Here is a 22,255-nt window from a genome sequence, read left to right as displayed (position 1 = left end):
GCTGGGTGCTCGCGGTCTATGGGCGTCGTCGGCACTGCAAGAAGAGCTGAATCTCGGGAGGTACGTCCGTGCTCGCAGGAGCGTACGCGCGTACGTCCTCTCCTACGACATCGAATCCCGCGTCCTGGACCACCCCGCGCAATTCGTCCCGCAGATAGCCGGATACCCGGATCGTGTTGCCCAGGAACGGGATGGAGAAATCGTTCACGTCCGCCTCCACCATCCCCAGAACGAGTGGTCCTTCGCCGCGCAGCTGCCCGTACAGGGCCCGCAGTGCGAACGGGATCTCCGGCCTGGGCAGCATCAGCAGCGAGAAGAAGGCGACGACCCCGTCGAACGGGCCCAGGCCCGACGACTCCAGGTCGGCCACGTCCAGTTTGCGGCACTCGCTCTCCGGGACGTTGTCGCGGCACAGCTTCAGCATCGAGGGCGACAGGTCGATGCCGACGACCTTGTGCCCGGCGTCGGTGAGCTGGCGGGCCGTCGGCAGCCCGGTGCCGCAGCCCACGTCCAGCACCCGGGAGCCGGGCGGCAGTTGTTCCGCCAGCCAGGCCGTGCCGGCGATCTGGCCCTCTTTGTGGGGGAACGCCTCGTCGTAACGGTCCCCGATGGCGTCGAATGCCTCGGACTGGCCCGATCTGTCGATGTTCGTACGGTCAAATCCGCCATATGCCCCGGAACCTGCCCCGGATCTCCCGCTAGCCCCAAAACCCGCAGAGCTGCTCACGGCTGGGCTCCTTCCTGGCTGCCGGTCAAGTCCCCGGGGGGTGAGGGGAGTTGTGCAGCGTACGATTACGGATGTTGATCCTACGTTTGCAGTATGGGGGCGTATCAAGGGGCATCGGGAGGTCGGTGCAGACACGCGTTGAACGGCGGTCTGTCCCAGTCCTCCGGCAGCTCGGGCACCGGCCACGCCGGATCGGGCCGCCACCGCTCCCAGCCGTCCGCGAACGGAGAGCCCCAGGACCGCACCGCCTCGACGGCCCGCTGCCCCGCCTCGCGGATCCGCCCGGCCTGCGCCTCCCCCAGCAGTCCGGCGCGCTGGGCCGCGACGAACTCGTCCTCGTCCAGCCACTCCCAGCGGCCGTCCGGGCTCACCGCGAGGTCCAGGAAGTGGTCCTCGGAGTCCACCCCGCCCGGCCAGCGAAGCCGGGGCTCCTCCAGATTCACGTAGAAATTCTTGAACCGCCAGCCGTTCTCCCAGAACAGCCAGACCGACCACGGCTCCTGCGGCCGTGCCAGCTTCAGCACGCCCATACCGGACCAGCGGGAGAAGGCGGCCCTGCGCGGCTTGGTGTAGCGGGTGGCCAGTGGTTCGTGGTGCACGGGCGTGCCGTCGGCGAGTTCGGGCCTGATGCACAGCGTGCCGGGCGCCATCCAGACCGCCAGCAGCTCCTCCGTATCGCGTACGACGGTGACGGGACGGCAGATGTGGGGGTGCTCGGCACCGTTGGCGCGGTAGCGCCACAGGATCTGGGCGCCTGTGGGCCAGCGCTGCTGGGGCGCCGCTTGTCGTTCCGCTGTCATGACGGGATCTTAGGTGGCCGACCCGCCGGCCCGCCGTGAGCTGCGCCGCAGCGGTGCGCACAACGGACCGACGGAGGGTTACGGGGCGTCAGGGGTGGGTCATCCGCAGCACGTCCAGCGCCTCGTCCAGCTGCTGCACAGTCAGCTCTCCCCGCTCGACGTAGCCGGAGGCCAGTACGGCCTCGCGGATGGTGAGCTGTTCCGCCATGGCCTTCTTGGCGACGGCGGCCGCGTTCTCGTAGCCGATGTACTTGTTGAGCGGAGTGACGACGGAGGGGGAGGACTCCGCGAACTCCCGCGCGCGTTCCACGTTCGCGGTGATGCCGTCGACGGTGCGGTCGGCCAGCAGTCGCGCCGCGTTGGCCAGCAGCCGTACCGACTCCAGCAGGTTCTTGGCGATGACGGGCAGCATCACGTTCAGCTCGAAGTTGCCCGCGGCGCCGGCCGCCGCCACCGTCGCGTCGTTCCCCGTGACCTGCGCTGCGACCATCAGCACCGCCTCCGGCACGACGGGGTTGACCTTGCCCGGCATGATCGAGGAGCCCGGCTGGAGATCGGGCAGCGCGATCTCGGCAAGCCCCGTGCGCGGCCCGGAGGCCATCCAGCGCAGGTCGTTGGAGATCTTGGTGAGGCCCACGGCGACGGTCCGCAGCTGCCCGGAGGTCTCCACCAGCGCGTCCCGGGCGCCCTGCGCCTCGAAATGGTCGCGGGCCTCGGTCAGCGGGAGGCCCGTGGAGCGGGCCACCTCCTCGATGACGGCGGCGGCGAAGCCGGGCGGGGTGTTGATGCCGGTGCCTACCGCCGTACCGCCCAGCGGCAGTTCGGCCAGCCGGGGCAGCGCGGCGCGCAGCCGCTCGACGCCGTACCGCATCTGCGCCGCGTAGCCCCCGAACTCCTGGCCGAGCGTCACCGGGGTGGCGTCCATCAGATGCGTACGCCCCGACTTCACCACATCGGCGAACTCGCTCGCCTTGCCCTCCAGCGAGGAGGTCAGCCGCTCCAGCGCCGGGATCAGATCGGCGGTCACGGCGGCCGTCGCGGCGATGTGGATGGAGGAGGGGAAGACGTCGTTGGAGGACTGACTGGCGTTGACGTGGTCGTTCGGGTGTACGGAAGAGGCTTCCGCGCCCGAGGCGGCCAGCCGCTCGGTGGCCAGGGTCGCCAGCACCTCGTTCATGTTCATGTTGGACGAGGTGCCCGAGCCGGTCTGGAACACATCGACCGGGAAGTGGTCGTCCCACCGTCCCTCGGCGACCTCCTCGGCCGCCGCCCGCACAGCGTCGGCCCGCTCCTGGTCCAGCACCCCGAGCCGGGCGTTGACCACCGCTGCCGCCGCCTTGATCCGGGCCAGCGCCTCGATGTGCGCCCGCTCCAGCCGCTGCCCGCTGATGGGGAAGTTCTCCACGGCCCGCTGCGTCTGCGCCCGCCACTTGGCGTGCGCGGGGACCCGCACCTCTCCCATCGAGTCGTGCTCGGTCCGGTAGGCCGTGTTGTCGGCGCTGCCAGTGCTGTCGGTCATCGTGCGAACACCTCCATGCGGTTCAGCATCCCGTATCGCGGAGGCATTCCTGGCTATGGTCCGGCCATGACGAGTCGTATCGCTGCACTGAGCATCGACGCCGTGGATCCGCGGACGGTGGCGGACTTCTGGTGCCGGGTGCTGGGCTGGCAGGTCAGGGACGAGGAAGAGGGCGGCATCGAGATTGGCCCGCCCGACCCGGCACAGCCGGGCATCGACGTCCTGCCCGTCCCGGAGCGCAAGACGCTGAAGAACCGCCTCCACCTGGACCTGCGCGCCGACGGCAGTGCGACGGAGCAGGAGCTGCGACGGCTGCTGGAGCTGGGTGCTGTCCGGGTGGACGTCGGCCAGTCCGCGGACGTGCCCTGGACGGTGCTTGCCGATCCGGAGGGCAACGAGTTCTGTCTGCTGGGGACGGCCGCGCAGGACCTCTGACGGCATCTCTTACGGCGTGGAACGTGTCGTCCGGCTCAGCGCTCGCCGCCGGTCTGGGTGTACGCGCTGTTGACGATCTTCTGGGCGAGCTCGGCGTGCTCGGGGGCGACGCGGACGCGGAGCCACAGCCGGCGTTGGTCGAAGGGGCCGATCCGGTACTCGCGCAACAGGTGCATCTCGTACGACCCGGCACCTTTGCGTACCGCGTACCGCGCGTCCTTCGTTCCGTGGGGCCGTCGCCAGCGCACCGATTCCGCACCCGGGCGGGTCCGCTCGAAGACGCGGGTCTCGCGCTGCTGGCACCGGCCGCCGCACTCCATTTCGGCGAGGTCGATGCGGACGCGGGGGGCCGGGCGTGCGGGGAGACCGTCTTGAGGGGGCTTGCAGACGTAGGCGGACAGGCCGAGGGCTTGCGTCGTCGACTCGACCGCGTCGTCCTCATCGCGGTATTCGGTGTCGCACTCCAGCTGCCGGGGAACGCGGAGGGGGACGCTCAGGCGGTCGAAGGTCAGGATCCGTGAGGGCTCGTCGCCCTGCCACACCGCACCGTGCAGCGACCGCTCCTCGCGCGCGTAACCGGCATAGCGGTTGCGCTCGGGCACGCGCGTGCGCGGGATCGACACCAGGTCCCGCGCGCCGGGCCGGTCCAGGGCCTTGCGGAGCAGCGATTCGGCGACGGCGGAGACGCGCCGGGCCGACGCGTACTCCTCGGCGTAGAACACGTAGGCGCGCAGGTTGCCGTCCCGGGCGTAGTAGCGGGCCTGCCGCATCCGCGGCACCCCGGCCCTGGGGAAGTTCATGCCGACGAGGCGCAGTTGCTGGTCGGCAAGGGCCGGGCCGCGCAGGAAGGATGTGCGGGGAGGGACGTTCCGGTTCTGCCGCTCGGCCGCCGCCCTCTTCCGGAAGTCGTCGCGGGCCACGTCGACGCCGCTGTCGCTCGCGGTCGCCGTATCGGCGGACAGCCGGATCTGGATCTCGACGGCGGGACGGAACGGCGACTGCTCCGCCGCGACGCACAGGGTGTGGCCGTCCTGCACCGTCAGCGGGCGGTCCATCAGCGCCTTCCGGTCGTGCGCGCTCAGCACGGAGCAGGCGGGCGGACGGGTGCCGTGCGGAAACGGGGCGGGGGCAGCCTTCAGCGTGCCGTAGCCGGACGCGGCCAGAAGCAGCACGGCGCAGATGCCGGAGAGGGTGCCTGCTGGGCCGTGCCCGGTGGATCTCGCGTCCCCGGCACGGGGGCTGCGCTTGGAGACGTGCCCCGGAGAGGGGCGGGGGCGTGTCGGCGCATGTGCCGCGAGCCGGTTGCGCAGTTCGATGTGCCGGAAGCGGTATACGCCGCCCGCCTGGCGCAGCACGCCTCTGCGGTGCGCGTCGCGCAGGAAGTCCATGAGACGCCATGGCAGTTGGTCGTGCCGGGTGAACCAGAGCCGGGCGAGGGTGAAGCGACCCCACGCGGAGAGCGCGAAGTCGTGCAGGTAGGACGCCACCGCGGCGCCCGCCAGGACCACGGCCCACGTCCGCGCTGTGACCACGTCGCGCCCGCCGGAGAACTGCCAGAGGCCCAACGTCACCACGAGCACCCAGCCCACGAAGGGGCGCGGCCTGGCGAAGGCGGCGTCCATGTCGAGGCTCTTGGCGATGCCCGAGCCGACCGCGCCGAGCGCCAGCACGGAGCGCCGGTCCAGCCTGAGGAGACGCGCGGGTTCGGGGGCGGTCTCGGGGTCGGTGGGGGTGCGCAGGCGGTTGAGGAGGGCGGTGAGCGGCAGGCAGATGAAGCACGCGACGGCCAGGACGGCGCTGTCTCCCCACAGCTCCCCACTGATCGTGCTGAGTATCCACAGGGCCGCGGCCAGAGCGGTCAGATACAGCGCTCCCCCGGCCCACCAGCACCACCGCGCTCCAGCCCCGTCCGGCCGGGCGCGCCGCGGCCACCACACCCGCTGCGGCCCGCGCGGGAGTTGACCGGTCAGCGCGTCGCTGGCGAAGCCGAGCCACAGCGCGGCGCCGAACACCAGCCACAGCGGCGCCGCCACCCACCGGTCCCACCAGGGCGTGCCGATCCCCGCCAGGTGGACGGTCAGCGCGGCCACCGCCGCGCCCGGCAGCAGCGCCAGCGCCCGTACGGCCCCCGGCACCGCCTCGTCCAGCCGCCACCAGGCGAGGTCCTGCCGGCCGGCGTCCCGCAGCCGGGCCGCGAGGAAACCGGCCCAGCGGGTGGCGTCGTCCGCCTGGCGCCCGTAGGCGGCGGTGAAGAACGCGTCGTACAGGTGGCGTTCGACGGCCTGGCGGATGGTGAAGCGCCCGGCGCCGAGAAGTTCGGCCGGATCGGCCCCGGTCCCGCTGTACGCGACGCGCGCGAGCGCCACCATCAGCGGCGTGCTGAGCACCGCGCGCAGCACCCGCACTTCGCGCGCGGTGTCCGCCGGGTCCGCGAGCTGCCGCAGTACGGGCCGCCAGGTGGTGTCGGTACGGCCGCTGGTGCGCGGCAGGTACGCGGCGAGGTCCTGGGCGGTCAGCGGGCACAGTCGTACGGCGGCGGCGCCGGGCAGCGGCAGGCCGCCCGCGTCCCGTACGGCACGGGTGTACTCGGCGACTCTGCTCGTCAGCACGCAGCGCGCGGGCGCGGCGAGGCTGCGGCGCAGCTCGCTCAGCGCGTCGGCCCGTACTGGTTCCGGCAGCTCGTCGAAGCCGTCGAGGACGGGCAGCAGGCGGCCCGACTCGATGAGGTCGAGGGCGAGTTCGGGGGTGGGCAGCAGCGCGGGGTGCTCGGCGGAGAGCCGCTCGGCGGCCCAGTGCCACAGGCCGCGCGCGTCCGCCGGGTCCCAGGAGGCGAGCGGCAGCACGACGGGGACGGGCGCGCCGGATGCCGGGCCGCGGTGCTCCAGCAGAGTGCGCGCCAGGCGGTACGCGAGCACGGTCTTGCCCGCGCCGGGCTCGCCGAGGACCACGAGCCGCTGCCGGGGCAGCGCGGTGAAGAAGGCCCCGATCTCCGCGAACTCGCCGGTCACGTCGAGCGGTTCGGCGGATTCGGCCGCGCCCGCCGGCAGGCCCAGCACGTTGGCCTCGTGCTCGGACACCGCCGGGTCGGCGGCCTCCCAGCGCACGGGCAGCGGGGTGGGGGTGCTCACGGGGGAGAGAGCGAGCTGGTCCTCGCGCCCGTACTGCCTGGTCAGCACCTCGGCGAGCTGCCCGGTGGTCCAGTCGAGCCGGTGCGCTGCGACGGGCTTGCGGGGCCGGGCGAAGCGGCGGCGTTCGAGCGTGCGGCTCAGGGCTGCCGTCCCGGTGAGCGCGGCGGAGGCCAGCGCGAGCAGGCCGGGCAGCGGGCCGTAGCGTTGCGCGAGGTATGCCGCCGCACCCGTCAGCAGCGCGGCGAGCCCGTACAGGAGCCGCCGGGAGCGGGGTAACTCCCGTTCGGGGTCGTGCACATGGATGTGCAGCGCTTCGATGCGGTCCGCCTGTACGACGTTCCCGAACCGCCCGCCGGTGATCGTGTTCCGGACCCGGGCGCGCCCTTCGCTCCCGCCCGTCAGCGCCCTCACCCCCGGTTCCTCGGCCCGGCCGGAGGGGATCGTACTCCCCGCCGCGCGCGACGGGGAGTGGGCGGGCGCGCCCCTTGGCGCGGCTTTGCGGCGTCAGCTCCCGGCGCGCACCGGGATCGAGGTGACGAACGGCTGCTCGGGCGCCGGGTCGGCGAAGAAGTCGTTGCCCTTGTCGTCGACGACGATGAACGCGGGGAAGTCCTCCACCTCGATCTTCCAGACCGCCTCCATGCCCAGCTCCTCGTACTCCAGGACCTCCACCTTCTTGATGCAGTCCTGCGCGAGCCGGGCCGCCGGGCCGCCGATGGAGCCGAGGTAGAAGCCGCCGTGCTCGGCGCACGCGTCGGTGACCTGCTTGCTGCGGTTGCCCTTGGCGAGCATCACCTTCGAGCCGCCGGCCGCCTGGAACTGCGCGACGTAGGCGTCCATGCGCCCGGCCGTGGTGGGGCCGAACGAGCCGGAGGCGTAGCCCTCGGGGGTCTTGGCCGGGCCCGCGTAGTAGACGGGGTGGTCCTTGAGGTACTGCGGCATCTCCTCGCCCGCGTCCAGCCGCTCCTTGATCTTCGCGTGGGCGATGTCGCGGGCCACGACCAGCGTGCCGGTCAGCGACAGCCGGGTCTTGACCGGGTGCTTGGTCAGCTCGGCCAGGATCTCGTCCATGGGGCGGGACAGGTCGATCTGCACCGCGTCGAGGTCCGGGCCCGCGCCCTGGGTCAGTTCGGACTCCGTCGTCTCCGGCAGGAAGCGCGCCGGGTCGGTCTCCAGCTGCTCCAGGAAGACGCCCTCGGCGGTGATCTTCGCCTTGGCCTGCCGGTCCGCCGAGCAGGACACCGCGATGGCGACGGGGCAGGAGGCACCGTGCCGCGGCAGCCGCACCACGCGTACGTCGTGGCAGAAGTACTTGCCGCCGAACTGCGCGCCGATACCGATCTGCTGCGTCAGCTCGAAGACCTTCTCCTCCAGCTCCTTGTCCCGGAAGCCGTGCCCCGAGGGCGAGCCCTCCGCCGGCAGCTCGTCCAGGTAGTGCGCGGAGGCGTACTTGGCCGTCTTGAGCGCGTACTCGGCGCTGGTGCCGCCGACGACGATTGCCAGGTGGTACGGCGGGCAGGCGGCCGTACCCAGCGAACGGATCTTCTGCTCCAGGAACTTCATCATGGAGGCTTCGTTCAGCACCGCCTTGGTCTCCTGGTACAGGAAGGACTTGTTGGCGCTGCCACCGCCCTTGGCCATGAACAGGAACTTGTAGGCGTCGCCGTCGGTCGCGTACAGCTCGATCTGCGCGGGCAGATTGGTGCCGGTGTTCTTCTCCTCCCACATGGTGAGCGGAGCCATCTGCGAATAGCGCAGGTTGAGCTGGGTGTAGGCGTCGTGGATACCGCGCGAGAGCGCCTCCTCGTCGCCGCCCGCGGTCAGCACCTGCTGGCCGCGCTTGCCCATCACGATCGCCGTACCGGTGTCCTGGCACATGGGCAGCACGCCCGCCGCCGCGATGTTGGCGTTCTTGAGCAGGTCCAGCGCGACGAAGCGGTCGTTGGCGCTGGCCTCGGGGTCGTCCAGGATGCGGCGCAGCTGCGCCAGGTGCTCGGGGCGCAGGTAGTGCTGGATGTCGTGGATGGCCTCGGCCGCCAGCTGGCGCAGCGCCTCCGGCTCCACCTTGAGGAAGGTGCGCCCGTCCACCTCGAAGGTGCTCACGCCCTCGCTGGTGATCAGGCGGTACGGCGTGGGGTCCTCACCGGTGGGGAGCAGGTCCGTGTAGGAGAACTCCGGGCTGGCCGGTTGGGAGCTGGCAGACATACGGGGACTCTTCCTCTCACACTTGCGGCTCTCGACGAAGGGGAGCCCGGCTCTCGACGATGGGAGCGCGTCTCACAGCGTAGAACCAGCCCGCAAGAGGTCGCTGCGGGGGTAGTCGCGATCTATCGCGTTTGGGTACTCTGCTCATGTGACTGAAGACTCTTCGCGCACTTCGCTCCAGAAGCAGTCGTCGGCCGAGCCGTCTCCGGCGCCGGCGGCCGCATCGGCGCCTGCTCCTGCTCCCGCGGCGGACGCCGGTGTCCGTGCCTCGGACGCGGACCGGGACCGGGTCGCCGACATCCTCCGCGAAGCCCTCGCCGAGGGCAGGCTGGATGCGGAGGAGCACGGCGAGCGGATCGAAGCCGTCTACGCCGCCAAGACGATGGGCGAGTTGGAGCCCCTCGTCCGCGACCTCCCGGCGGGCCGCGCGGGCGTCTCCGGCGCGGAGCACGGCAGCGAGCAGCCGGGTGCGGGCGGCCAGCGTTCCTACGGCACCGCGTTCGCGAACTTCGCCGCCTCGCACACCTCGGGTCCGGCCCAGCCCGGGTACGGCCCCAAGGAGAACCTGGTCGCCATCTTCAGCGGCACCGGCCGCAAGGGCCGCTGGCGGGTCCCGAGGAAGATCAACGCGTTCGCCTGTTTCGGCGGCATCGAGATCGATCTGACCGAGGCGCTGTTCGAGCACCCGCATGTGCAGATCAACGCCACTGCGATTTTCGGGGGAATCGAGATCCGCGTCCCGGAGAACGTCACCCTGCAGCAGAAGGGCGCCGGGATCTTCGGCGGTTTCGACGTCCAGGTCACCGACTCCCCGGATCCGAACGCGCCGACCGTCCTGGTCGAGGGAGCCGCTGTTTTCGGTGGTGTGGACGCCAAACCGAAGCGTGGCCGGCTCGTCCAGAACCTGCGCGCCCGGTTCCGCAAGGAGCTGTGAGAGGGCGGGCGCACGCGGCATTCAGCACCCGCTGAGGGGCGCACGCCTGGGCGCGTATCGGACGACACGTAATGCATACCGGCGCGTACAGCGGGTAGGGCTCGGGCATCGTCTTTCGTACGGCATGAGTTTGCGAGTCGGCCCTCAAGGGGGCCCGTGGGGGAGCCGTGAACTGCCGTGCGCTGCAAGACGGGTGAAGGGGAAACAAACCTCCGTCGTCGCGTCAGGAGCAGACCGTGCTGCAAACGCCGCATCAGTCCCCACAGGCCGCCGCCACCATCCCCGTACCGCGAACGCCTGAGCGAGATGATCAAGCGGGCCCCTGGCATGCGGAAGCCGTCTGCCGCCGTGACGAGGCGGGCCTCTTCTTCGCCCCCTCCAAGGAGCCCACGGCCGCCCGGCTCTCCCGTGAGCAGGCCGCCAAGCGGGTGTGCGCCCGCTGTCCCGTGCTGGTCGAGTGCCGCGAGCACGCCCTGGTGATGCCCGAGCCGTACGGCGTCTGGGGCGGGCTCACCGCCGCGGAGCGCCGCGTCGTGCTGTCGCGGCGCCGTAAGACGGCTTCCGCTTCTGCGGGGCAGCCGACGTCGGGGGTGCCCCGCATCGCGTAGTGGTTGCGGCGCCCCCTGTTCTGGGCAGGGGGTGCCCCTCCTTGTCGATTGCAGGCTTGCGGGCGCGTTGTGGTTGGTCGCGCAGTTCCCCGCGCCCCTTCGGGGCGCAGCACCCGCTGCCGGGCAACAGCAATCACCGGGGCCACCAATGGCGGCGGCCCCAGCTTTGTGCAGCCCTCAGCGGGCGCGGTCGAAGTCGATGGCGCTGTAGGCGCGCAGCTTCGAGAGCCGGTGGACGGACTCGATCTGGCGGATGGTGCCCGACTTCGACCGCATCACCAGCGACTGCGTGAACGCACGCTCGCCCCGGTAGTGGACGCCCCGCAGCAGGTCGCCGTCGGTGATGCCGGTCGCGACGAAGAACACGTTCTCACCGCTGACCAGGTCATCGGTGAACAGCACCTGGTCCAGGTCGTGGCCCGCGTCGAGGGCGCGCTGCCGCTCCTCGTCGTCCTTGGGCCACAACTTGCCCTGTATCGTCCCGCCGAGACACTTGATCGCGCAGGCCGCGATGATGCCCTCCGGGGTGCCGCCCACGCCCAGCAGCAGGTCGACGCCGGTCTCCTCGCGCACCGTCATCACGGCACCCGCGACATCGCCGTCCGAGATGAACTTGATCCGCGCGCCGGCCTCCCGGATCTCCTTCACCAGCCCCTCGTGGCGCGGCCGGTCGAGCACGACGACGGTGACGTCCTCGACGCCGCAGCCCTTGGCCTTGGCGATCCGCCGGATGTTCACCGCGGGCGGTGCCGTGATGTCCACGAACTCCGCCGCGTCCGGACCCGTCACCAGCTTGTCCATGTAGAAGACCGCGCTCGGGTCGAACATCGAGCCCCGCTCGGCCACCGCCAGCACGGAGACCGCGTTTCCCATGCCCTTGGCGGTGAGCGTCGTGCCGTCGACCGGGTCGACGGCGACATCGCACTCGGCGCCCGTACCGTCCCCGACGCGCTCCCCGTTGTAGAGCATCGGGGCCTCGTCCTTCTCGCCCTCGCCGATCACCACCACGCCGTTCATGGAGACCGTGGAGACGAGGGTGCGCATCGCCTTGACGGCCGCGCCGTCCGCGCCGTTCTTGTCGCCCTTGCCGACCCAGCGGCCCGAGGCCATCGCGCCCGCCTCGGTGACCCGTACCAGCTCCAGCGCCAGGTTGCGGTCCGGGGCCTCCGGGCTGACTTCGAGCTGGGAGGGCAGGTGGTTGTGTTCGGTCATCGGAACACACCTTTCTGTACGGCGGCTCTTACGGCCACTGCGGCGACGTGAGCTGTGCCGATTCGGCGAGGGTGGGCAAGATTTTACCCGTCTGCCACAGAGTGAGCAGGGGCGCCCACGGATGAGCAGACCCGGAGTGAACGCCGGGCGGCGCACAGGCATCGCCGATGGAGCCTCCGCCTCCGCCCCCGCCCCCGCCCCTCGCACAAGCCGCCGACCGGCATAAGGGACGATGGGGGCGTGGCAGCAAACAAGAAGCGCGGAGCACAGGCCGTGCGCGACATGGTGATCTCGCTGGCGTTGATCCTTCTCGCCGCCTGGGTCATCTACCTGTTCGTCCCGCACGACGACACGAAGGACCCGGTCAAGCCCGTCGGTTACGGCGTGGAGCTGGCCTCGGCGCGCCGCGCGGCGCCGTACCCGGTGGCCGCGCCGCAGGGGCTGTCCAAGGAGTGGCGTGCCACCTCCGTCCGCTACACCGCCGACGGCCCGAAGGGCGCCGCCTGGCATCTGGGCTTCATGACGCCGGACAACGAGTACGCCGCCGTCGAGCAGAGCGACCAGCGGCGGCCGAACCGCTTCATCGACGACGTCACGCAGGGCGCCGAAAAGACGGCGAAGAAGCAGCGCGTCGCGGGCGAGGAGTGGACCCGCTACGAGGGATCGAAGTACGACGCACTGGTGCGCCCCGCGGACGATGGCAAGTCCGTGACCGTGGTCACGGGCACGGCCACCTTCCGGCAGCTGAGCGAACTGGCCGGAACACTCCAGGCCAAGAGCGGTTCGGACAGGGCCGCCGAGTAGGCCGTACCCCCTTGCGGGGCGCGTCTGCCGGGTACGCAAGAAGGGAAGCCCCCCGCGCGAGGGGGGATTCGCGCGGGGGGCGGTCTGTGGGGTGCCTCAGAGGACGGTCGCCACGTCGGCGTAGGGGAGACGGGGCGAGCGCGGGGCGAACGCGTCGGGGCCCGGCTTGCCGATGTTGACGACCAGCAGTACGCGCCGGCGGCCGTCAGCGAAGAACTCCTTGTTGACGCCCTGCGGGTCGAAGCCGGTCATCGGGCCCGCAGCCAGCCCAGCGGCGCGTACGCCGAGGAGGAAGTACCCGGCCTGCAGCGTGGCGTTGAGGGCACCCGCGGCCTCGCGCGAGCTCTCCTCGGAGAAGACCGCGTCCTTGATGTGCGGGGCGCGCGGGAAGAGCTCCGGCAGCCGCTCGTGGAAGTCCAGGTCGTAGGAGAGGACCGCCGTCAGCGGGGCCGTGCGGGTCTTGGGCACGTTGCCCTCCGCCATGTGCGTCAGCAGCCGCTCGCGGGCCTCGGGGGAGCGCAGCAGGGTCAGGCGCAGCGGCGACTGGTTGAACGCCGTGGGCCCGTACTTCACCAGGTCGTATATCGCCTGGACCTGCTCCTCGGTGACCGGATCGTCCGTGAAGGTGTTGGCGGTGTGGGCCTCGCGGAAGAGGAGGTCCTGGGCTGCGGGGTCGAGGGCTAGAGCCATGGGGTGGTGCCTTGCCTTTTCGTACGGCATGCAGGTGCGCAGGCAAGTGTAACCAGCACTAGTTCAACCTTTAACAATGGGCCCCTCGCCCCACCCCGCTGCTACTCGTCCTCCTCCGCGGCTTCCTCCGCCTCTTCCTCTGCTTCCTCCGCCTCCAGCACCGCGTCCAGCCGGGCCCGTGCGCCCTCCAGCCAGGCGCGGCAGATGCCCGCGAGCTCCTCGCCGCGCTCCCACAGTGCCAGCGATTCCTCCAGCGTCGAGCCGCCGGACTCAAGACGCTGCACGACTTCGACCAGCTCAGCCCGCGCCTGCTCGTAGCTGAGCGCGTCCGCCGTCGCCAGCTCCGCCTGGGAGGCGCCCGCCGCGCCGTCCGCCGAGGCATCCGTCGCGGCAGCTGCCGGGCCGCCTTGGGCCGTCCGGCCTTCCGTTTCCGTCGTCATACCCGCCAGCCTATGCGTGGGGTCCGACAGCGACGCCGAACTCTCCCCCCGCCACCCGGGCCCGCAGCCGGTCGCCCTCCGCGACCTCGGCGGCGTCCCGGACGACGGCGCCGTCCGCCCGCTGGAGCACGGCGTACCCCCGCTGCAATGTCGCCGCCGGTGACAGCGCGACGACCCGGGCGTGGGTGTGGCTCAGCGCGTCCTCCGCGCGGGCCAGCCGGTGGTCGAGGCAGCGGCGGGAGCGGTCGAGCAGCCCCGCGATCTCGTCCTCGCGGTCCTCCACCATGACGTGCGGGTCGGCCATCGCAGGCCGGCTCATCACCTCCGCCAGGCCGCGCTCCTCGCGCTCCAGCAGCCCGTTGATCACTCGCCAGGCGCGCTCCCGCAGCGCCCGCACCCGCTGATGCTCCTCGCCGACGTCCGGAACGGTGTCCTTGGCGGCGTGGGTGGGCGTACGGGAGCGGACGTCGGCCACCAGGTCCAGCAGCGGCGAGTCCGCCTCGTGCCCGATCGCGGAGACCACCGGCGTCTGTGCCGCGGCGACGGCACGCACCAGGCGCTCGTCCGAGAACGGCAGCAGGTCCTCCATGCCGCCGCCGCCCCGCGTCACGATGATCACGTCCACGTCCTCGCGGGCGTCCAGCTCCTGCAGCGCCTCGATGACCTGCGAGACGGCGTACGCCCCCTGCACCGCCGTGTTGCGCACCTCGAAGCGCACGGCGGGCCAGCGCTCCCGCGCGGTGTGCAGCACGTCCCGCTCGGCGTCCGAAGCCCGGCCGGTGATCAGCCCTATCCGCTGCGGCAGGAACGGCAGCGGCTTCTTGCGCTCCGCCGCGAACAGCCCTTCGGCCGCCAGCGCCTTGCGCAGCCGCTCCAGCCGCGCCAGCAGCTCGCCGACGCCCACCGGGCGGATCTCGGCGGCACGCAGCGAGAGCCGCCCCGTCTTCTCGTACCACTCCGGCTTCGCGTGGACGACCACCCGCGTGCCCTCGCTGATGACGTCCTTGACCTGCTCGTACACCTGACGGAAGCAGGTGACGCTGAGGGAGACCTCGCGGGAGGGGTCGCGAAGCGTCAGGAAGACCATTCCGGCACCCGGCCGGGGCGAGAGCTGGATGATCTGCCCCTCGACCCAGACGGCGCCCAGCCGATCGATCCAGCCACGGATCAGCCGGGAAACCTCGCTTACGGGGATCGGGGATTCGGCGGACGTGGTGAGAGCCATGCGAGAAGGCTAGGCCCTGCCACTGACAGCCCCGGCCCGCCCGGCCACCGTCCCCGGAAGTCCCTCAGCCTGCTGCTGCCTCGCGTCTGTCCCGTCGGCGCAGCACTGTCAGCGCCACCAGCGCGACCGCCAGCCACACCAGCCCCACCCAGTGGGCTTCGCGGTTCGCGGTGACGATCACCGCGACGGTGATCCCGAGGCCCACCAGCGGCACCGCCCAGTCCCACAGCACGCTCATCCGGTGCCGGCCGGCGCCGCCCGCGGCTTCTCCACCCTCTCCCGCCGGGCGGCTGCCCTCGCGCCGTCCCAGCCCGTAGTAGCCCATGACCGACAGGTGCAGCATGCCGAAGCCGAACAGTGCGCCGATGTCCACGACGGAGACCAGCCGGTCCAGACCGTCGGCGGCCCGCGCGGCCCACACCGCGGCGCACAGCGTCAGCACCGCGCTCAGCAGCAGCGCCCGCCCCGGCGCCCCGGTACGCGAGCTGACACTGCCCAGCGCACGCGGCAGCCGCCGGTCGCGTGCCATGGCGTACAGCAGCCGGGAGGCCGCCGCCTGTCCGGCCAGCGCCGCGAACGCAGCGCCGATCGCCTTGCTCACCGCCACCGTCGTCTCCAGCCAGCCGCCGATCGCCGCCTCGGTCGCCGTATAGAAGGCGGCGCCCTGTGCGGCCGGGTCCTCGGCCAGCTGACGTGAGGAGTCCTCCGAAAGCAGCGCGGCCAGATACGTCTGGACGACGAAAAGCACGCCCGTGACCAACAGGCACCACACCAGCGCGCGGGCGACCAGCGTGGCGCCGTCCCCCCTGCCGCCCACCGCCTCCTCGGCGAAGTTCGCGACGGCGTCGAAACCGAGGAAGGACAGCACCGCCACGGAGACCGCGCTCAGCAGCGCCGTCAACGAAAAAGCACGGTCCCCGGTGAGCGGCGAGAGCCAGTCGCGCTGGGGCCCGTCCTGCGCCAGTACGACGAGCGCGGCGACGACGAACACCAGCAGCACCAGGATCTCCATGGCCAGCACCAGAAAACCGACCACTGCCGCACGGCGTACGCCCGAGAGATTGAGCGCTGTTGTCACCACCACCGCGAGCGCCGTCCAGATCCACTGGTCCACCTCGGGCACCAGCTGCGCCATGGCGATCCCGGAGAAGAGGTAGGCGACAGCCGGGATGAGCAGATAGTCCAGCATCATCATCCAGCCGGCCACGAAGCCGGCGCCGTGTCCGAGCCCCACGCGCGCGTACGCGTACACGGAGCCCGCCTGCGGCACCGTATGGATCATCCGGGCGTAGGAGTAGGCCGTGAACGACATGGCCACTGTCGCGACCACATAGACCAGTGGGACCACTCCATGGCTGCGAGCGTCCAGCGCCCCGTAGATACCCACCGGCGCCATGGGTGCGATGAACAGCAGCCCGTAGACGATCAGATCGCGCAGCGTGAGACTGCGCCGCAGGGCACCGCCAGGGCTGTCACCCAGGATTTCGGCCGTGTGCGAGCGAGCTGCAGGCATGGAGCCAGCTTGCCGCAGAAGGTAACCGTCGGCAGCGGGGCACGCGCCCGTGGACGTACGCCCCGAGCGCCTCCGCACTCCCGGCCTCAGGGGGATGCCTCCCGGTGGCCCCGGAGCGATCCGAGTACGGCCCTTACGATGGAGCCATGACTGGTTCGCCCGACCGCAGGCCCGCCGACGCACCGGAAGCCACCGCACCGCAATCCCCCGCTCCGGGCCGCCGCCGCGTCCTGCTCGCCGCCCCCCGGGGCTACTGCGCGGGCGTGGACCGTGCGGTGATCGCCGTGGAGAAGGCACTGGAGCAGTACGGCGCTCCGATCTACGTACGGCACGAGATCGTGCACAACAAGTACGTGGTCCAGACCCTGGAGAAGAAGGGCGCCATCTTCGTCGAGGAGACGGACGAGGTGCCCGAGGGCGAGATCGTCATCTTCTCCGCACACGGCGTGGCGCCCACCGTCCACAAGGAGGCCGAGCGCGGCAAGCTGGCCACCATCGACGCCACCTGCCCCCTGGTCACCAAGGTGCACAAGGAGGCCGTGCGGTACGCCAAGGAGGACTACGACATCCTCCTGATCGGCCACGACGGTCACGAGGAGGTCATCGGCACCAGCGGCGAGGCGCCCGACCACATCACGCTGGTCGACGGCCCCAAGGACGTGGAGAACGTCGAGGTCCGCGACCCCGAAAAGGTGGTGTGGCTCTCCCAGACCACCCTCTCGGTGGACGAGACCATGGAGACGGTCGACGCGCTCAAGGGCCGCTACCCGAACCTTCTCTCGCCGCCCAGCGACGACATCTGCTACGCCACGCAGAACCGCCAGACCGCCATCAAGCAGGTCGCCGCCGAGGCCGACCTGGTGCTGGTGGTCGGCTCCAAGAACTCCTCCAACTCCGTTCGCCTGGTCGAGACGGCCCTGACACACGGCGCCAGGGACGGCCACCTGGTCGACAACGCGGACGAGATCGACGAGGCGTGGCTGGAAGGCGTCGGGACGATCGGCCTGTCCTCCGGCGCCTCCGTCCCCGAGGTCCTGGTCGACGGCGTCCTGGAGTGGCTGGCGCAGCGCGGCTGGGACGAGGTGGAGATCGTCAAGCCGGTCGACGAGCACATGCAGTTCTCGCTCCCCAAGGAGCTGCGCCGCGACCTGCGCGCCGAGGCGGCGGAGCGGCTGCGGGCCTGACGCCCGTCGGGGCTCCCGGCCCCAGTGTCGGGGGCCTCAGGCGCTCTCGGTGCGTCGTCCGGAAAGCGGCGCTGCTCCAGGCCGAGCGCCGCTTTCCGGACGAGCACGATCATCACGGCGGCCAGCGTGCCCGCGTACAGCCACACCGCGTGCAGCGCCAGCCCCGTGAAGACGTTCTGCAGCACACCGGTGAAGCCGTCGCCGGAGCCCCCGGCGAAGAACAGCCCGGCGGTGTAGGCGAGCGGGGCGGCGATCGGCGCGGCCAACAGATCGGCGGGTCGCACCCACACCGCGGTGCCCATGGCGACGAGCACGAACCCGATGCCGTAGAACGCGGGCGCCCCGCCGGGCATCAGCGACACCAGGCCGCCGAGCAGCACCATCAGCAGCGAGGCGAACACCCCGACGCCCAGGCCCGTCAGCCGGGGTGTCGGCAGCCTGCCGCGCGGCCCCCGGCGGCGGCCGTCGGCTGTCCGTGCCGCAGCCGCTCCCTGCCCGCCCTGCGGCTTCGGGGCCGTCCCGCGCCGGGTCGCCCGCTGTCGGACCGGAGACTGCTTGGCCGCTTTCCCGTGGTGTGCGGCGTCCGGGGCGGCGGAGGGCCGCGCCTTGGCTGTGGCTTGCGCCTGACCCGCTGCCGGGCCCTGCGCCTGGCCTCGTGCCTGGCCTTGCGCCTGGCTTTGTGCCTGGCCTTGTGCTTTGCGGGCCGAGGGTGCGGCGGGGGGTGCGGGCGCGGCCGGATGCGGGAGCCGCGGACCGCGCCGGGCGGCGGCCCCGCCACCGTCGGCGCCCTCGCCCGGGGGAGGGGTCCCGTACTGCTCGTGCGGGTCGTGCTGGGTCGTGCGCGCGCTGCGTTGCTCCACCGGGCCACGGTAGGTGGTACGGGGCCGCACTCGCCGTCATGAACACGCGGAATCCGCCAACGCCACCGATCCGGCACAGTCCTGCCGCCCCTGTTATCCGCCGGGCAGCCCTGAGGAGCGCGTCTCGGGGCGCCGTAGACTGGGTGGTCGGCCTCCGGGCCCGCTGTCCGCCAAGAGACCCCACTACGGAGAACCCCCGCCAGGGGCAACGGGAAGTAGTCGCAACGTGTCGCTCACGATCGGAATCGTCGGCCTGCCGAACGTCGGCAAGTCGACCCTTTTCAACGCCCTGACCAAGAACGAGGTGCTGGCGGCCAACTACCCGTTCGCCACCATCGAGCCGAACGTCGGTGTCGTGGGCGTCCCCGATCCCCGGCTCGGCAGGCTCGCCGAGCTCTTCCACTCGCAGCGCGTGCTCCCCGCCACCGTCGACTTCGTCGACATCGCCGGCATCGTGCGGGGCGCGAGCGAGGGTGAGGGCCTGGGCAACAAGTTCCTGGCGAACATCCGTGAGTCCGACGCGATCTGCCAGGTCATCCGCGCGTTCAAGGACGACAACGTCGTACACGTCGACGGAAAGATCTCGCCCAAGGACGACATCGAGACGATCCACACCGAGCTGATCCTGGCCGACCTCCAGACGATCGAGAAGGTGCTGCCCCGGCTGGAGAAGGAAGCGCGGGTCAAGAAGGACAAGCAGCCGCAGGTCAAGGCCGTCCAGGAGGCGAAGGACATCCTGGAGGAGGGCCGCACCCTCTTCTCCGCGGGCATCGCCCAGGGCACCGAGCGCGCCGAGCCGCTGCACGAGCTGCACCTGCTCACCACCAAGCCGTTCATCTACGTCTTCAACGTCGACGAGGAGGAGCTGACCGACGACTCCTTCAAGGACGAGCAGCGCGCGCTGGTGGCCCCCGCAGAGGCGGTCTTCCTCAACGCCAAGCTGGAGGCCGACCTCGCCGAGCTGGACGAGGACGAGGCCCTCGAGCTCCTCCAGACCGTCGGCCAGGAAGAGCCCGGCCTCGCCACCCTCGCCCACGTCGGCTTCCGCACCCTCGGCCTCCAGACCTACCTCACGGCAGGCCCCAAGGAAGCCCGCGCCTGGACCATCAAAAAGGGCGCCACCGCCCCCGAGGCCGCCGGTGTCATCCACACCGACTTCCAGAAGGGCTTCATCAAGGCCGAGGTCATCTCCTACGAGGACCTCCTGGAAACCGGCTCAGTGGCCGAAGCCCGCGCCGCCGGCAAGGCCCGCATGGAAGGCAAGGACTACGTCATGCGCGACGGGGACGTGGTGGAGTTCCGGCACGGAGGAGCATCTGGGAGCGGGAAGAAGTAGTCCCTGCCGGAGAGAACGATGGCCAACGATCCTCTGAACCTCGACGAGGCCGGCGAGTGGGCTGGCCTGTGGTGGCTGCCGGACGACCCTGACGAGCAGGTCCCAGGCGTCCTCCGGTACGACGCCGAGGGCGGCCTCTCGCTCTCGCTGATCGGCGCGTTCGAGGACCGCATCACGTCGAACCCTGCCCCCGGGGTGACGGCGTACCACGAGGGCACCAGGACGTGGGACGTCATCCACGGTGCGGCCGAGCAGCGCGAAGTCACCCTCCTCGGCTGCGTCCCCACCGGCGGGAAGCGGACCATGTTCGCGCGGGTGAAGAGCCCCGACAAGCAGACCGTGACGGCGACGACCGCGATCATCGGCGCGCACGTCAGCGGCGAGGAGGACGCGGCGTTCTCCGTGGCCGAGGTCTCGGTCGAGGACCTGGGGCTCTGGGATGCGTCGTCTGTGTTCGAGGGCTTCCTCGGCGCTCCCGACGGCAAGATCGACGGGACCGGGCGCATCTCGGTGAAGCCGGTCGAGGCGCAGTCGGTGGTGGTCGATGGCACCGAGTATCGCCTCGCGCACACGCACACGCTGCCGTTATTCGACCAGCGCAAGGGCGTGACCGTCGGGCGCATGCGGGACACGGCCTCCGTCCGAGTCGCCCCGGCCGAACCGTTCGCCCTGAGCGCCGCGCTGAAGGCGGCGAGCCTGGTGCAGGACCTGATCGCTCTGGCGACGCACCGCGCCGCAGGCGTGATCTGGCTCCGGCTGGAGGTGGCCGGGACCGAGTCGGTCCTGCCGAACGGTCAGCCCGTGCCGCGCCGGCGCGCCGACGTGCTCTACTCGCCCGCCGCGCTCGGCAAGCACGACGCGAAGGCCGTCGACCACCACCGCGTGTTCTTCACCTGCGACTCGCTCCCGTTCGAGGAGGTCGTGCCCCGCTGGTGCGAGGCGCATGGCCGCCTGCAGGCAGCGACCAACATGATCCTGGGCCTGCGCTACGCGCCGGCCCGCTTCATCGAGAACAACCTCCTGACGGCGGTGGGCGCTGCCGAGGTGCTGCACCGCGGCCTCCGCATCGACGAGAAGCCGTTTCCCAAGGCGGAGTTCACGGCGATGCGTGACGCGATGCTCGGGCAGGTCCCCGAGGAGCACCGGGACAGGTTCAAGGGGGCCATCCGCAACGATCCGACGCTCCGGGACCGGCTCCACGCCCTCGCCGCGCGCCCCGACCAGGAAGCGATCGCGCTCCTCGTGCCGGACGTCGCCCACTGGGCGAAGAGGACTACGCGGGCCCGCAACGACCTCGCGCACGAGGGCAGGACGCCGAACCACTCCTTCGAGGAGCTGATCGCCGTTGTCGAGGTGACGACGGCCGTCGTGATCCTCAACGTGCTGCACGAGCTCGGTCTGCCGCCCGAGCGGCAGCGGGAGATCGTGCAGGAGCACCCGCAACTGAGGGCGACATCGCGGACCGCTGGCGATTGGCTGGTGGCCTCGGAGTCCGGCCCCTGAGCGACCTGGTTCCCGCAGGCGGTCAACCGAGCACCGCGCAGGCCCCCGAGCCGTTGAGGTAGTCGCCCCGCCTGAACTCCTCGGACGCCTCGGCCCAGTCCTCGGGGTGGGAGATGAGCAGCAGCCGGTGCTGCTGCTCGTGGGTGTTGTCGTAGGGCGTCAGCGCCTCGAGCTTCATCCTGCTGTGATCTTTGATCAGGAGCATCTCGACGACCTGCGCCGCGGTCTGCAGGTCCGCGTCGATCGTCCCCGCCGAGATGTCGGCGGGTGACAAGACCGCGTCGCCGGACCCGTCGAGGTCGACGTAGAACCCGGCCATCTTCTCCTCGTTGGCGCGCCGGCCCGCGGCCTCCGCGTCGCTCGTCTGCTTCGCAGAGCAGGCGTCCCAGTCCTCCTGCGTGCCGTCGGCCGGGTAGTCGTACGCCTCGTAGTCGCCCCAGAACGCGGCGAGCTCCTGACCGAAGACGAAGGCCTCCGTGTACTTGACCGCGTGGCGGCGGCCATCGCTCGTGAGTCTCGTCACTTCCTGCGCCTCACCCGCCCCGGTGCTCCAAGCCTGCTCGAAGGTGTCGTAGAGCCACAGCGCCTTGCCCAGCTCCTCCTGCGCGAGGACGGTGAGCGAGCGGGCGCGGCCGTACGATCCTCGCTCGAGCAGCGCGTGAGCGTCGGCGATCAGCCCGGAAGCGTTGTCCATGAGCGCCTTCCAGAACCTGCGCGCTGTGTTCGGATGCATCTCCACAGGGCGATTCTCCCGCAGTGGAGCTCGGGTACGTCACGCATCAGGATGACGCAATCAGCAGGGCTAGGGCTTGTCCGGTGGATCATGTAACTGGTTCGGGCCGGGGTCGTCGTGGGACGGGGGAGATCTGACGAACGACGAGTGGCCCCGGCTGAAGCCATACTTACCCAAGACGGGCCAGCGGGGCGGGCGTTGGAAGAGCCAACGCAGGGTGATCGACGGGATCCGCTTCCGGGAGCGGACCGGAGTGCCCTGGCGGGATCTGCCTGCACGCGGAGTCGGGTATGGGAACTCTTCGGATTGCCCCAGGTGGCTGTGTCACCTTCCATGGATGTCAGCCGTTCCGGGGTTGAGGTAGCACCCGGTGGCGCCGGGCGTCCCATTGACGGAGAG

19 protein-coding genes and 1 pseudogene are annotated in these 22,255 nt (G+C 71.1%); 8 read left to right on the top strand and 12 right to left on the bottom strand.

All coding sequences use genetic code 11. From position 1 onward, the window contains the following. Positions 1–16 precede the first annotated feature (16 nt). The 3 genes from ACTWQF_RS03170 to ACTWQF_RS03160 all read right to left on the bottom strand — a co-directional run bounded on the left by ACTWQF_RS03170 (position 17) and on the right by ACTWQF_RS03160 (position 3,046). On the bottom strand, positions 17–727 hold the full coding sequence (locus ACTWQF_RS03170) for a class I SAM-dependent methyltransferase (RefSeq protein WP_443276819.1): 711 nt from the start codon (positions 725–727) through the stop codon (positions 17–19). Between the two features lie 104 nt (positions 728–831). Beyond that, positions 832–1,527, bottom strand: coding sequence for a cytidylyl-2-hydroxypropylphosphonate hydrolase (fomD, locus tag ACTWQF_RS03165; RefSeq protein ID WP_443276817.1), 696 nt, complete (start codon positions 1,525–1,527; stop codon positions 832–834). An 88-nt stretch (positions 1,528–1,615) separates the two neighbouring features. Beyond that, a complete protein-coding gene (locus ACTWQF_RS03160; protein WP_443276815.1) occupies positions 1,616–3,046 on the bottom strand; it encodes a class II fumarate hydratase in 1,431 nt (476 codons plus the stop codon). Positions 3,047–3,112: 66 nt separating this feature from the next. Here ACTWQF_RS03160 and ACTWQF_RS03155 point away from each other — a divergent pair, with 66 nt between their 5' ends. Next, entirely contained in the window at positions 3,113–3,481 is a 369-nt protein-coding gene (locus tag ACTWQF_RS03155; protein ID WP_443276813.1) for a VOC family protein, read from the top strand. A gap of 35 nt (positions 3,482–3,516) precedes the next feature. Here ACTWQF_RS03155 and ACTWQF_RS03150 read toward each other — a convergent pair whose 3' ends face one another. Both ACTWQF_RS03150 and ACTWQF_RS03145 read right to left on the bottom strand, forming a co-directional pair. Beyond that, positions 3,517–7,020 carry an NACHT domain-containing protein gene (locus tag ACTWQF_RS03150; protein WP_443276811.1) on the bottom strand — a complete coding sequence of 1,168 codons (3,504 nt, stop codon included), beginning with the start codon at positions 7,018–7,020 and terminating at the stop codon, positions 3,517–3,519. A gap of 93 nt (positions 7,021–7,113) precedes the next feature. Next, positions 7,114–8,814, bottom strand: a complete 1,701-nt coding sequence (locus ACTWQF_RS03145) for a fumarate hydratase (protein ID WP_443276809.1) — start codon at positions 8,812–8,814, stop codon at positions 7,114–7,116. A 148-nt stretch (positions 8,815–8,962) separates the two neighbouring features. On the opposite strand from ACTWQF_RS03145, the gene ACTWQF_RS03140 reads away from it, so the two are divergent. After that, positions 8,963–9,748 carry a DUF1707 SHOCT-like domain-containing protein gene (locus ACTWQF_RS03140; RefSeq protein ID WP_443276807.1) on the top strand — a complete coding sequence of 262 codons (786 nt, stop codon included), beginning with the start codon at positions 8,963–8,965 and terminating at the stop codon, positions 9,746–9,748. 236 nt (positions 9,749–9,984) lie between these two features. Further along, the gene (locus ACTWQF_RS03135; protein ID WP_443276805.1) at positions 9,985–10,356 is read left to right on the top strand and encodes a WhiB family transcriptional regulator; all 372 of its coding nucleotides are present in this window, start codon (positions 9,985–9,987) and stop codon (positions 10,354–10,356) included. 177 nt (positions 10,357–10,533) lie between these two features. Here ACTWQF_RS03135 and glpX read toward each other — a convergent pair whose 3' ends face one another. Further along, complete coding sequence (gene glpX, locus ACTWQF_RS03130) at positions 10,534–11,568, bottom strand: class II fructose-bisphosphatase (protein WP_443276803.1); 1,035 nt, start codon at positions 11,566–11,568, stop codon at positions 10,534–10,536. Positions 11,569–11,808: 240 nt separating this feature from the next. Between glpX and ACTWQF_RS03125 the strand changes: the two genes are divergently transcribed. Further along, complete coding sequence (locus ACTWQF_RS03125) at positions 11,809–12,372, top strand: DUF4245 domain-containing protein (protein ID WP_443276801.1); 564 nt, start codon at positions 11,809–11,811, stop codon at positions 12,370–12,372. A gap of 96 nt (positions 12,373–12,468) precedes the next feature. Here the strand turns inward: ACTWQF_RS03125 and ACTWQF_RS03120 are convergent, their stop codons facing one another. From ACTWQF_RS03120 to ACTWQF_RS03105, 4 genes are all read right to left on the bottom strand, one after another. Next, the gene (locus tag ACTWQF_RS03120; RefSeq protein ID WP_443276799.1) at positions 12,469–13,062 is read right to left on the bottom strand and encodes a malonic semialdehyde reductase; all 594 of its coding nucleotides are present in this window, start codon (positions 13,060–13,062) and stop codon (positions 12,469–12,471) included. A 101-nt stretch (positions 13,063–13,163) separates the two neighbouring features. Beyond that, entirely contained in the window at positions 13,164–13,502 is a 339-nt protein-coding gene (locus ACTWQF_RS03115; protein ID WP_443276797.1) for an exodeoxyribonuclease VII small subunit, read from the bottom strand. A gap of 10 nt (positions 13,503–13,512) precedes the next feature. Next, the gene (xseA, locus tag ACTWQF_RS03110; protein ID WP_443276795.1) at positions 13,513–14,727 is read right to left on the bottom strand and encodes an exodeoxyribonuclease VII large subunit; all 1,215 of its coding nucleotides are present in this window, start codon (positions 14,725–14,727) and stop codon (positions 13,513–13,515) included. Positions 14,728–14,791: 64 nt separating this feature from the next. Beyond that, positions 14,792–16,240, bottom strand: coding sequence for an APC family permease (locus ACTWQF_RS03105; protein ID WP_443276793.1), 1,449 nt, complete (start codon positions 16,238–16,240; stop codon positions 14,792–14,794). Between the two features lie 146 nt (positions 16,241–16,386). Here ACTWQF_RS03105 and ACTWQF_RS03100 point away from each other — a divergent pair, with 146 nt between their 5' ends. Then, entirely contained in the window at positions 16,387–17,424 is a 1,038-nt protein-coding gene (locus tag ACTWQF_RS03100; RefSeq protein ID WP_443276791.1) for a 4-hydroxy-3-methylbut-2-enyl diphosphate reductase, read from the top strand. A gap of 98 nt (positions 17,425–17,522) precedes the next feature. Here the strand turns inward: ACTWQF_RS03100 and ACTWQF_RS03095 are convergent. Beyond that, positions 17,523–18,284, bottom strand: a pseudogene (locus ACTWQF_RS03095) (DUF6542 domain-containing protein); the annotation flags it as partial. A 226-nt stretch (positions 18,285–18,510) separates the two neighbouring features. Here ACTWQF_RS03095 and ychF point away from each other — a divergent pair. Both ychF and ACTWQF_RS03085 read left to right on the top strand, forming a co-directional pair. After that, positions 18,511–19,620 (top strand): redox-regulated ATPase YchF, encoded by a 1,110-nt coding sequence (gene ychF, locus ACTWQF_RS03090; protein ID WP_443276789.1) that lies wholly within the window; start codon positions 18,511–18,513, stop codon positions 19,618–19,620. An 18-nt stretch (positions 19,621–19,638) separates the two neighbouring features. After that, the gene (locus ACTWQF_RS03085; RefSeq protein ID WP_443276787.1) at positions 19,639–21,123 is read left to right on the top strand and encodes an ApeA N-terminal domain 1-containing protein; all 1,485 of its coding nucleotides are present in this window, start codon (positions 19,639–19,641) and stop codon (positions 21,121–21,123) included. A 22-nt stretch (positions 21,124–21,145) separates the two neighbouring features. On the opposite strand, the gene ACTWQF_RS03080 is transcribed toward ACTWQF_RS03085, so the two are convergent. Then, positions 21,146–21,856 (bottom strand): AbiV family abortive infection protein, encoded by a 711-nt coding sequence (locus ACTWQF_RS03080; RefSeq protein WP_443276785.1) that lies wholly within the window; start codon positions 21,854–21,856, stop codon positions 21,146–21,148. A 76-nt stretch (positions 21,857–21,932) separates the two neighbouring features. Between ACTWQF_RS03080 and ACTWQF_RS03075 the strand changes: the two genes are divergently transcribed. After that, complete coding sequence (locus tag ACTWQF_RS03075; RefSeq protein ID WP_443276783.1) at positions 21,933–22,220, top strand: transposase; 288 nt, start codon at positions 21,933–21,935, stop codon at positions 22,218–22,220. Positions 22,221–22,255: the final 35 nt, after the last annotated feature.

It is taken from the genome of Streptomyces sp. 8N114 (assembly GCF_052245835.1).
Taxonomy (GTDB): domain Bacteria; phylum Actinomycetota; class Actinomycetes; order Streptomycetales; family Streptomycetaceae; genus Streptomyces.
The sequence above is the reverse complement of the archived record's forward strand: the minus strand, read 5'-3'. Positions and strand labels throughout refer to the sequence as shown.

Coding starts and splice junctions, on each gene's coding strand:
- fomD (WP_443276817.1), bottom strand. CDS start 1,527: ATGACAGCGGAACGACAAGCGGCGCCCCAGCAGCGCTGGCCCACAGGC.
- ACTWQF_RS03160 (WP_443276815.1), bottom strand. CDS start 3,046: ATGACCGACAGCACTGGCAGCGCCGACAACACGGCCTACCGGACCGAG.
- ACTWQF_RS03155 (WP_443276813.1), top strand. CDS start 3,113: ATGACGAGTCGTATCGCTGCACTGAGCATCGACGCCGTGGATCCGCGG.
- ACTWQF_RS03145 (WP_443276809.1), bottom strand. CDS start 8,814: ATGTCTGCCAGCTCCCAACCGGCCAGCCCGGAGTTCTCCTACACGGAC.
- glpX (WP_443276803.1), bottom strand. CDS start 11,568: ATGACCGAACACAACCACCTGCCCTCCCAGCTCGAAGTCAGCCCGGAG.
- ACTWQF_RS03120 (WP_443276799.1), bottom strand. CDS start 13,062: ATGGCTCTAGCCCTCGACCCCGCAGCCCAGGACCTCCTCTTCCGCGAG.
- ACTWQF_RS03115 (WP_443276797.1), bottom strand. CDS start 13,502: ATGACGACGGAAACGGAAGGCCGGACGGCCCAAGGCGGCCCGGCAGCT.
- xseA (WP_443276795.1), bottom strand. CDS start 14,727: ATGGCTCTCACCACGTCCGCCGAATCCCCGATCCCCGTAAGCGAGGTT.
- ACTWQF_RS03105 (WP_443276793.1), bottom strand. CDS start 16,240: ATGCCTGCAGCTCGCTCGCACACGGCCGAAATCCTGGGTGACAGCCCT.
- ACTWQF_RS03100 (WP_443276791.1), top strand. CDS start 16,387: ATGACTGGTTCGCCCGACCGCAGGCCCGCCGACGCACCGGAAGCCACC.
- ACTWQF_RS03085 (WP_443276787.1), top strand. CDS start 19,639: ATGGCCAACGATCCTCTGAACCTCGACGAGGCCGGCGAGTGGGCTGGC.
- ACTWQF_RS03080 (WP_443276785.1), bottom strand. CDS start 21,856: ATGCATCCGAACACAGCGCGCAGGTTCTGGAAGGCGCTCATGGACAAC.